7 protein-coding genes are annotated in these 10,348 nt (G+C 70.8%); 2 read left to right on the top strand and 5 right to left on the bottom strand.

What is annotated here, in order from left to right; translation table 11 throughout:
• Positions 1-130: 130 nt before the first annotated feature.
• Entirely contained in the window at positions 131-262 is a 132-nt protein-coding gene (locus ABZY33_RS28565; RefSeq protein ID WP_356494564.1) for a hypothetical protein, read from the bottom strand.
• A gap of 243 nt (positions 263-505) precedes the next feature.
• Positions 506-1,705: a signal recognition particle-docking protein FtsY gene (gene ftsY, locus ABZY33_RS28560; RefSeq protein ID WP_356494563.1), complete on the bottom strand. Its 1,200-nt coding sequence runs from the start codon at positions 1,703-1,705 to the stop codon at positions 506-508.
• A 185-nt stretch (positions 1,706-1,890) separates the two neighbouring features.
• Between ftsY and ABZY33_RS28555 the strand changes: the two genes are divergently transcribed.
• Both ABZY33_RS28555 and ABZY33_RS28550 read left to right on the top strand, forming a co-directional pair.
• Positions 1,891-3,336: a cytosine permease gene (locus ABZY33_RS28555; RefSeq protein ID WP_356494562.1), complete on the top strand. Its 1,446-nt coding sequence runs from the start codon at positions 1,891-1,893 to the stop codon at positions 3,334-3,336.
• 60 nt (positions 3,337-3,396) lie between these two features.
• Complete coding sequence (locus ABZY33_RS28550; RefSeq protein ID WP_356494561.1) at positions 3,397-4,368, top strand: LLM class flavin-dependent oxidoreductase; 972 nt, start codon at positions 3,397-3,399, stop codon at positions 4,366-4,368.
• A gap of 78 nt (positions 4,369-4,446) precedes the next feature.
• On the opposite strand, the gene ABZY33_RS28545 is transcribed toward ABZY33_RS28550, so the two are convergent.
• The 3 genes from ABZY33_RS28545 to ABZY33_RS28535 all read right to left on the bottom strand — a co-directional run bounded on the left by ABZY33_RS28545 (position 4,447) and on the right by ABZY33_RS28535 (position 10,118).
• Positions 4,447-5,871: a sugar porter family MFS transporter gene (locus ABZY33_RS28545; RefSeq protein WP_356494560.1), complete on the bottom strand. Its 1,425-nt coding sequence runs from the start codon at positions 5,869-5,871 to the stop codon at positions 4,447-4,449.
• Positions 5,872-6,103: 232 nt separating this feature from the next.
• Positions 6,104-9,688, bottom strand: coding sequence for a chromosome segregation protein SMC (gene smc, locus ABZY33_RS28540; RefSeq protein WP_356494559.1), 3,585 nt, complete (start codon positions 9,686-9,688; stop codon positions 6,104-6,106).
• Positions 9,689-9,914: 226 nt separating this feature from the next.
• On the bottom strand, positions 9,915-10,118 hold the full coding sequence (locus ABZY33_RS28535; protein ID WP_356494558.1) for a hypothetical protein: 204 nt from the start codon (positions 10,116-10,118) through the stop codon (positions 9,915-9,917).
• Positions 10,119-10,348 lie beyond the last annotated feature (230 nt).

Raw genomic sequence — 10,348 nt, 5'->3', positions numbered from 1 at the left:
CGCCCCACCCAAACCCCCCCCCCCCCGGGGGCCGACCGGGTAGGGGGGGGGGGGGGCCCCCCCCCCCCCCCCCACTCCCCGCATCCATGAGACGCCGCTGCGCCGGACCAGCCACACGCCGACCAGCGCGTCAGCGAACACCTCGGACCCGCTCCACGCCGATCAGCACGTCACGAACGCCTTGAATCCGCTCCGCGCCGATCAGCGCGTCACGAACCCCTCGGACCAGCTCCGCGCCGATCAGTCCGTCCACGAACACCACGGGCCAGCCACTCGCCGGTCAGGGCGTCCACGAACACCTCGGATCCGCTCCGCGCGGATCAGCCCGTCCACGAACACCCCGGACCAGCACCCGCCGGTCAGCGCGTCCACGAACCCCCGGACCGCTACACGCCGATCAGCGCGTCCATGAACTCTCCGGACCAGCCACACGCCGACCAGCGCGTCCACGAACGCCTCCGACCAGCCACTCGCCGATCAGCGCATCCGCGAACCCCCGGACCCGCTACTCCCCGATCAGCGCATCCACGAACGCCTCGGGCTCGAACGGCGCCAGGTCGTCCGCCCCTTCCCCGAGACCGATGAGCTTCACCGGCACGCCCAGCTCGCGCTGGACGGCGATGACGATGCCACCCTTGGCCGTGCCGTCGAGCTTGGTCAGCACGATGCCGGTGATGTCGACGACCTCGGCGAAGACCCGGGCCTGCACCAGCCCGTTCTGCCCGGTCGTGGCGTCGAGCACCAGCAGCACCTCGTCGAGCGGGGCGTGCTTCTCCACGACGCGCTTGACCTTGCCCAGCTCGTCCATCAGACCGGTCTTGGTGTGCAGCCGGCCCGCGGTGTCGATGAGCACGACGTCCGCGCCCGCCGCGATGCCTTCCTTCACGGCGTCGAAGGCGATGGACGCCGGGTCGCCGCCCTCGGGGCCGCGCACCGTGCGCGCGCCGACCCGCTCGCCCCACGTCTGCAGCTGGTCGGCGGCGGCGGCGCGGAAGGTGTCGGCGGCGCCGAGCATGACGTTCTTGCCGTCGGCGACCAGCACGCGCGCGAGCTTGCCGGTGGTGGTGGTCTTGCCCGTGCCGTTGACCCCGACGACCATCACGATGCCCGGGGTGGCGCCACCGATGTTCCCGTCCGTCTTCACGGTCCGGTCGAACTCGGGGACGAGCAGCGCGAGGAGCTCCTCGCGCAGCAGTGCGCGCAGTTCGTCCGGCGTGCGGGTGCCGAGCACCCGCACGCGCTCACGCAGCCGCTCGACCAGCTCCTGGGTGGGCTGCACACCGACGTCGGCGGTGAGCAGCGTGTCCTCGATCTCCTCCCAGGTGTCCTCGTCGAGGTGCTCGCGGGACAGGAGCGTGAGCAACCCCTTCCCCAGCGCGTTCTGTGACCGGGAGAGCCGGGTGCGCAGCCGCACCAGGCGGCCCGCGGCCGGCTCGGGAACCTCTACCTCGGGAGCCGCCGGCGGCTGTTCGGTGGCCGGTTCGGCGACCGGGAGGTCGACCTCCTCGATCGTGCGCCGCGCTTCGTCGCGGGGCGTCTCGGCCTCGTCGCCGACGTGCGGCTCGGTGGGCGGGGCGGCGGTGATGTCGGGCGCCGAGGGGGGCGGGGGCGGCAGCTGCTTCTTCTTGCGGCTGCCGACCACGAGCCCGCCGAGCGCGCCGATCACGACCACGGCGATGACTACAGCAAGGATGACGATGTCCATAACCCGTCCAGTATCAGCCATGGGGCCTCTGCGGCGCCGCTCTCGTCGCATCCTCCAAAGGACAAACGTCACCGCAGGGTATTACTCGGACTAAACTACGATGGTAGAGGTCGCATCAACGCGCGTAGAGTCCCTCGCGATCCCTCACTCCGCCCCACCCCCACAGAGGCACGGAACCCCACCGCATGAGCAAGACCGCCGCATCCGAAGGCGCCCTGGAGACACGCGGCATCGAGCCCGTCCCCGATGCCGAGCGCACCGCCAAGACCCGTGAGCTGTTCCCGACGTGGGTCGCGGCCAACATCAGCGTGCTGCTGCTGACGATGGGCGCGAGCCTCGTCGTGGCGTACAAGCTCAACTTCTGGCAGGCCCTGGTCGTCGCGATCGCGGCGCCGATGGTCTCGTACGGTCTCGTGGGCCTCATCGGTATCGCGGGCAAGCGCGGCGGCGCCCCCGGCATGGCGCTGTCCCGTGCGGTCTTCGGTCAGCGCGGCAACCTGCTGCCCGGCTCGCTGATCTGGGTGGCCCGCTGGGGCTGGGAGACGATCAACGCGGTGACCGGCGCGTACGCCGTGCTGACCGTCCTGGACATCGTCTTCGGGGTACGGCAGAACGACTTCCTGGTGATCGTGACCCTGCTCTGCTTCGTGGTCGCCACGTTCGCGATCTCGGGCCTCGGTATCAACGTCGTGCAGAAGTGCAACAAGTACGCGACGTATCTCTTCGGCCTCTTCTCGGTCATGGTGCTGATCTATCTGATCGTCGACACCGACTGGTCGGAGGTCTTCGGCCGGCCCGCGGGCCAGACGTCCCTGATGGTCGCCGGCATCGGCATGATCGCCGCGGGCGGCGTCAGCTGGATCCCGTCCTCCCCCGACTTCACCCGCTACCTGCCGCGCACCGCCTCCTCCGCGGCGATCGTGCGCAACTCGGTCGGCGGCGCCGGCATCGTCGTCCTGCCGATGGTCCTGATGGGCGCCGTCATGGCGGTCTCCACCCCCGACCTGGCCTCGGCCGCCGACCCGGTCTCCTTCCTCGGCGAGATCCTGCCGATGTGGATCGCGGTGCCGTACCTGCTGATCGCGCTGGTCGGCATGGTGCTGATCAACGCCATGTCGATGTACTCGGCCGGCTTCACCGCGCAGACGCTCGGCTTCAAGATCCCGCGCCACTGGGCCGTCTCGGTGAACGCGGTGATCTCGCTGATCTTCGGCGGCATCCTGATGCTGGTGGCGACGAGCTTCATGGGCTCATTCATCGCCTTCCTGTCGCTGCTCGCCGTCGCCTTCTCGGCCTGGGTCGGCGTCTTCGGCGCGGACATGTTCACGCGCACGCACTACGACCCCGCGGCGCTCGTCGACACGGGCCGCACCAGCGCGTACTGGTACCGGGGCGGCTTCTCCCCCGCGGCCGTCATCGCCTGGGCCGTCGGCCTGGTCGCGGGCCTGATGTTCACGACGTCCGACTGGTTCACGGGGCCGTTCGCCACGAACAACTTCGTCGGTGAGTACGGTCTCGGCTGGGTCGTCACGATCGTCGTCTCCGGCCTGCTGTACCTGGCGCTGCCGAAGCCCGCGGACACCACCACGGCCGCGGACGCGAGCCGGCAGCCCGCACCCCTGGCCGTCTGACGCCCCGTCAGCTACCGTCCCCCTTCACCGAGCCCGGCCCGCGTGAAGGGGGACTTCTCGATGCCCGTCTCCGTCGTACGGTTCAATCTGGTCGACCCCGCCGCCACCCCGGAGTCGCTCAGCGCCCGCTACCGGGCGGCGGTCGAGATGGCGGCGTACGCCGATGACCGGGGCATCGACACCGTGCAGACGGAGGAGCACCACGGTGTCGCCGACAACTGGCTGCCCTCGCCGTTCACCTTCGCCGGCGCGGTCTTCGGCGCCACGCGCCGCATCGCCGTCACGGTCTCCGCGATCATCGGACCGCTGCACGACCCGCTGCGCCTCGCCGAGGACATCGCCGTCCTGGACCTGCTGAGCGGCGGCCGGCTGGTGACGGTGGCCGGGATCGGTTACCGGCCGCAGGAGTACGCGCAGTTCGGCGTGGAGTGGTCCCGGCGCGGCCGGCTCCAGGACGAGCTGCTGGAGACGCTGCTGACGGCCTGGTCCGGCGAGGAGTTCACCTTCCGCGGGCGGCAGGTGCGCGTCACGCCCCGGCCGTTCACCCGGCCGCATCCGCTGCTGCTCGTCGGCGGCTCCTCGCAGGCGGCCGCGGGCCGGGCGGCCCGGCTCGGCCTGCCGTTCTTCCCGAGCGCGCATCTGCCGCGGCTTGAGGCGTACTACAAGGAGCGGCTCGCCGAGTACGGGACCGAGGGCTGGACCATGATGCCCGCGGAGACGACCGCGCTGCTGCATCTGTCGGAGGACCCGGACCGCGCCTGGGCCGAGCACGGGGCGCACTTCCTGCACGAGGCGCGGACCTACGCCTCCTGGCAGTCGGCGGACATCCGCTCCGCCGTGAAGTCGGCGGCGACCACGGTCGAGGAGCTGCGCGCCGAGGGCGTCTACCGCATCCTCACGCCCGAGGAGTGCGTGGCGCTGGGCGGTGAGAGCTACGTGCTGCATCCGCTGTCGGGCGGTATGCCGCTCGACGAGGGGTGGCGCAGCCTGCGTCTGTTCTGCGAAAACGTACTGCCCCGGCTCAAGGAGTGAGCCGGGGCGGTGACGTGTACGGGGAGATGGCAGCGGGGACTTGGTCCATCTCCCCGGGTCTCGCGGGGAGCGGGCGGGTCAGCCCATCTCCTCCAGGGACTTGCCCTTGGTCTCCTTCACGAACTTCAGCACGAACGGGATGGAGATCGCGGCGAAGGCACCGTAGATGATGTACGAGCCGCTCAGGCTCCACTCCGACATGCTCGGGAAGGTCTTGGTGATGGCGAAGTTGGCCAGCCACTGGGCCGAGGCCGCCACACCGAGCGCCGCGGCGCGCAGCCGGTTCGGGAAGATCTCGCCGAGCAGCACCCAGACCACCACGCCCCAGGACAGGGCGAAGAAGAGGACGAAGGCGTTGGCGGCGATGATCGCGGTCAGGCCCTGCGCGTTCGGCAGCGAGACGTTGTCGCCGGTGCCGGTCCGGTAGGAGAAGGCCCAGGCGGCGGTGAACAGGGCGGCGGCCATACCGGTGGAACCGATGATCGCGAGCGGCTTGCGGCCGATGCGGTCGACGAAGACCATCGCGATGACCGTACCGATGATGTTCACGATCGACGTCTCGAACGAGTACAGGAACGAGCTGGAGGGGTCCTTGCCGACGGACTGCCACAGCTGGTTCGAGTAGTAGAAGATCACGTTGATGCCGACGAGCTGCTGGAAGATCGACAGGAAGATGCCGATCCAGACGATCGGCAGGAAGCCGAACTTGCCGCCGAGCAGGTCCTTGAAGGAGGACTTGTGCTCACGGCGGATGCCGTGCTCGATCTCATCGACACGGGCGTCGGTGTCGACACCGGTGCCCTCCACCTCGGCGAGGACCTTCTTGGCCTGCTCGCGGCGGCCGACGGAGATCAGGAAGCGCGGCGACTCGGGGATCGCGAAGGAGAGCAGCCCGTAGAGCAGGGCAGGGATGACCATGACGCCGAGCATCCACTGCCAGGCCTCCAGGCCGCCCAGCTTGCCGCGCTGGTCGCCGTCGGCCATGTTCAGGATGCCCCAGTTGACGAGCTGGGAGACGGCGATGCCGATGACGATGGCGGCCTGCTGGAACGAGGCGAGCCGGCCGCGGTACGCGGGCGGGGCCACCTCGGCGATGTAGGCCGGGCCGATCACCGAGGCCATGCCGATGCCGAGGCCACCGATGACGCGCCACATCGTCAGGTCCCAGGCCGCGAACGGCAGGGAGGAGCCGACGGCGCTGATCGCGAAGAGGAGCGCGGCGATCTGCATGCAGCGGATGCGGCCGATGCGGTCGGCGATGCGTCCGGCGATGGCGGCGCCGACGGCGCAGCCGAGCAGCGCGGACGCGATGATCCAGCCCAGGGTGTCGGCGCTGACGTCGAACCTGTGCTGGATGGCGACCGTCGCGCCGTTGATCACGGAACTGTCGTAGCCGAACAGGAAGCCACCCATCGCGGCCGCGGCCGTGATGAAGATGACGTGCCCGAGGTGATCGGGCTGGGCGTTTCTGGCTCCTGGCGAAGGTGCCTCAGTGCTGGTCACGTGTACTCCTCGGGCCACCGGCCTCGCTGCCGGGGGTGGGGGCGAGCCCTTCCAGTGGCGCACAACTGCACGCCGCCCACCACCTGAAGGTAAAAGCAACGTTGCAGAGACTATGCCTTCAAGTTTCGAAGTCAATAGTTGGTCTGCTGTGAGTTTTCCGGCATGGAAGGGATTGTTGAGTTCAAGACTTGAAGATCACATGAAGGCAAGGAGCCGCGGGGAACCGACCGGACTAGCGCAGCCGCTGGCTGATCACCTTCGAGACCCCGTCGCCCTGCATGGAGACCCCGTACAGCGCGTCGGCGACCTCCATCGTGCGCTTCTGGTGCGTGATCACGATGAGCTGCGAGGCCTCCTGCAACTCCTGCATGATGCGGATGAGGCGCTGCAGATTCGTGTCGTCCAGAGCGGCCTCGACCTCGTCCATCACGTAGAACGGACTGGGCCGCGCCTTGAAGATGGAGACCAGCAGGGCCACCGCGGTCAGCGAGCGCTCGCCGCCCGAGAGCAGGCTCAGCCGCTTGACCTTCTTGCCCGGCGGCCGGGCCTCGACGTCCACGCCCGTGGTGAGCATGTTGTCGGGATCGGTCAGGATCAGCCGCCCCTCACCGCCCGGGAACAAGCGGCCGAAGACGCCCTCGAACTCGCGCGCCGTGTCGCGGTATGCCTCGGTGAAGACCTGCTCGACCCGCTCGTCCACCTCCTTCACCACCTGAAGGAGGTCGATACGGGTCTTCTTCAGATCCTCCAGCTGCTCACTGAGGAACTTGTGGCGCTCTTCCAACGCCGCGAACTCCTCCAGGGCCAGTGGATTGACCTTCCCGAGCTGCTGGTACGCGCGCTCCGCGGACTTGAGCCGCTTCTCCTGCTCCGAACGGACGAAGGGCCGCGGCAGATTGCGCGGATGCTCCGGGTCCTCCGGCAGCTCCTCGCCCTCGGCGGGGAGCGAGGGCGGCACGGGCTGAGCCGGACCGTAGTCCGCGACAAGCCCGGCCGGCTCGACACCGAGTTCCTCCAGCGCCTTGGTCTCCAGCTGCTCGATCCGCAGCCGCTTCTCGGCTCCTAGTACCTCGCCTCGGTGAACTGAATCAGTGAGTTTGTCGAGCTCGGCCTTGAGGTCGCGGCCGCGGGCCCGCTCGGCGACGAGTTCCCGCTCCCGTTCGGCCTTGGCCCGCTCCGCCAGGGTCCGCTCCTGGTCGGCCCGGGTGACGGAGACCTCGACGTGGGCGAGGAGCTGGCGGGCGCCGGCCGCGACCGCCCCGGCGACCGCGGCCTCGTACCGCAGACGGGTGCGCAGGCGCTCGGCACGCGCGCGTGCCTCGCGTTCGGCGCAGGCGGCCCGGTCGAGCGAGTCGGCCCGGCCCGCCAGCCCCTTCACCCGCTCCTCGTGCGTACGCACCTGGAGCCGGGCCTCCATCTCCGTCTGCCGTGCGTTGGCGCCGTCCGCGGAGAGCCGGTCCCGCACCGAGGTGTCCGGTTCCTCGTCCCCCACCCCGTCAGGGGTCTGCTCCTCGGCCACCGCGAGCCGTTCCGCCAGCTCCGCCACGTCCAGGAGCGCCTGCTCCAGCGCGTCCTGCGCCTTGGCCGCGGCGGCGGCGCCGCGCTCGGCCTCCCCAGCGGCGCCGCGGGCCTGACCGGCGAGCCGCCCGAGCTGCTGGGCGCGGCCCGAGCGTTCCCGCTCGATGGCGCGCTGGCGCTGCCCCAGCTCCTCGACGAGCCCGGTGCACTCGGTGCGCCGCTCGGCCGCCGCGCGCTGCGCCTCGGCCAACTCCTCACACTGTGCGCCCAGTTGTTCGAGTTCGGCGGCGGCCTGGTCGACGGAGGCCCGCACTTCGAGCAGGCTCGGGGCCCCGGCGGACCCGCCCTGTGCGAAGTGCGCCCCGAGCAGGTCGCCTTCGGCGGTCACCGCGGTCAGCTCGGGCCGCGCGTAGACCAGGTCCTCGGCGTCCTCCAGGGTGCCCACGACCACGATGCCGTGCAGCAGCCGGCGCACGGCGGGCATCAGCTCGGCGGGGCCGCGGACCAGTTCGGCGGCGGTGGGGGGCGTCTGCCCGGCGAGCGGCCCGGCCGGGTGCTCGGCGGGGGACGGCGCGCCCGGGTCCCCGGCCAGGAGCAGCGCGGCGCGCCCCGCGTCCTGCTTGCGCAGCAGCCGGATCGCCTCAGCGGCCGCGGCGGGTGTGGCCACGGCGATCGCGTCGGCGGCGGCGCCGAACGCCGCGGCGACCGGCACCTCGAACCCCGGCGCCACCGTCAGCAGCTCGGCGGCCGGCCCCAGGACCCCGGTCAGCCGCTCCCGCGCCGACAGCAGCGCCCCCGTGCCGTCCTTGCGGCGCAGGCCGAGCGCGAGCGCCTCGTGCCGCGCGGCGACCGCGGCCCGCTTGCGCTCCGCGGAGGTGGCCGCCTCCCGGGCCGCGGAGAGCGCGGACTCGGCGCCGGCGAGCGCGGCCTTGGCACCTTCGAGTCGCGTCGTGAGTTCTTCGTCGCCGGCGTCGAGCCCGTCGACCTCGGCCCGGAGCTGCTCGTACTCCTCCTGCGCGGCGACGGCCCGCTGCCGCGCCTCGTCCCGGGCGGCGGCGAGCCGGTCGATCTCCGCCTGCGCGGAACCGGCCCGCGACCGCGCGGCGTTGACCTGGCCCTGGAGCCGGGCGAGGCCTTCCCTGCGGTCGGCGACGGCGCGGGCCACGTCCCGCAGGCGCCGCTCCTCGACCGCCAGCTCGCGCTCCAGTTCGCTGCGGTGCGCGATCGTCTCGTCCAGGGCGACCTGGGCGGCTTCGAGCGCCGCCGCCAGCTCGGCCTCCTGCTCCCGCACCCGGGCGGCCTCGCGCTCCAGGTCCTCGGGGTCCCGGCCGCGCCGCTCCTCGACCGGCGCGGAGGTGGCGCTCTTGACGCGGGCGTCGGCCAGCGAGATCGTGCCGCGCACCCGCTCGGCCAGCTGCGACAGCTCGTACCAGCTCTGCTGCGCCCGCTGCAGCCGGGGCGACAGCTGCCGCACCTGGTCCTCCAGCCGTCCCTCGGCCAGCAGCGCCTTCTTCAGCTCCTCCTCGGCCGCTTCCTTGCGCTGCTTCAGCTCGGCCTCGTCGGCGACCTCGGCGCTGAGCGCCTCCTGGAGCCGGACGAGGTCGTCGGCGAGCAGCCGCAGCCGCGCGTCGCGCAGGTCGGCCTGGATGACGGCGGCCCGGCGGGCGACGGCTGCCTGGCGGCCCAGCGGCTTCAACTGCCGGCGCAGTTCGTCGGTCAGGTCCTGCACGCGCGCGAGGTTGGCCTGCATCGCGTCCAGCTTCCGCAGCGCCTTCTCCTTGCGCTTGCGGTGCTTGAGGACGCCCGCGGCCTCCTCGATGAAGGCGCGGCGGCCCATGGGGTCGGCGTGCAGGACCCCGTCGAGCTGGCCCTGTCCGACGATGACGTGCATCTCGCGGCCGATGCCGGAGTCGGACAGCAGGTCCTGGATGTCGAGCAGCCGGCAGGTGTCGCCGTTGATCTGGTACTCGCTGCCGCCGTTGCGGAACATGATCCGCGCGATGGTGACCTCGGCGTACTCGATGGGCAGCGCGCCGTCGGAGTTGTCGATGGTGAGCGACACCTCGGCACGGCCCAGCGGGGCACGCCCGGTGGTGCCGGCGAAGATGACGTCCTCCATCTTGCCGCCGCGCAGCGACTTGGCTCCCTGTTCGCCCATGACCCAGCTCAGGGCGTCCACGACATTGGACTTGCCCGACCCGTTGGGCCCCACGACGCAGGTGATGCCCGGCTCGAACCGCAGCGTGGTGGCGGAGGCGAACGATTTGAACCCGCGCAGGGTCAGAGCCTTGAGGTGCACGCCGTCGGACTCTACCGGGCACCCCTGTCTCACTCCATGAACCCACGGTTTCGCCGGAGAAGGCGCAGGGCACATCAGACGGTGAGGCGGCGCTGCGGCACAAAGGCTCTGCGGGGGAGCGCGGAGGGGACCGAGGAAGCATGAAAGAAGGGACGCCGAAGCGTCCCTTGCGTTTTCAGTCAAGCGGCTGTACGAGCAGCCTGCTCACGCGCGTCGCTGGGCGTGATCAGGTGAGCGCCGGCTCCGCCTGGGGTACGTCGATGCTCTCCATGAGAGAGTCGCGAGAAGCGGCAGCCGCGAGCGTGTCGTTCTCGGCCTGGATCCGACCAAGCTCGGATTCGAGGTCCTGAACGCGCTGCTGGAGCCGTCGCATCTCGGCGAGGAGTCGCGGGTCGCTGCCGCCGACGTAACCGAGAAGCGCCTTTGCCATGATGAAGGGTCCTCCACACTGAGTGACCGACCGAAGCGGTGTGGGTCGTATGGGAATCGCACCCGCGGTGCTTGGCACTCGTCGTGCTGTGGTGCTGTTCCTCCATGCCAAACAGCTAAGGTGCGCGGGGATTCCAGAGTCTCACCAAAAAGTTTGACGGTCAACACGATCACGCCCCGTATTGGCGGGCGACCCGGGGGCTTCGCACCGTGTATCGACCGGTGCGGCCT

Source organism: Streptomyces sp. NPDC006552 (assembly GCF_040611655.1).
In the GTDB taxonomy this organism is placed as follows: domain Bacteria; phylum Actinomycetota; class Actinomycetes; order Streptomycetales; family Streptomycetaceae; genus Streptomyces.
Note: the sequence above shows the minus strand (reverse complement) of the source record. Positions and strands in the feature narration are given on the sequence as shown.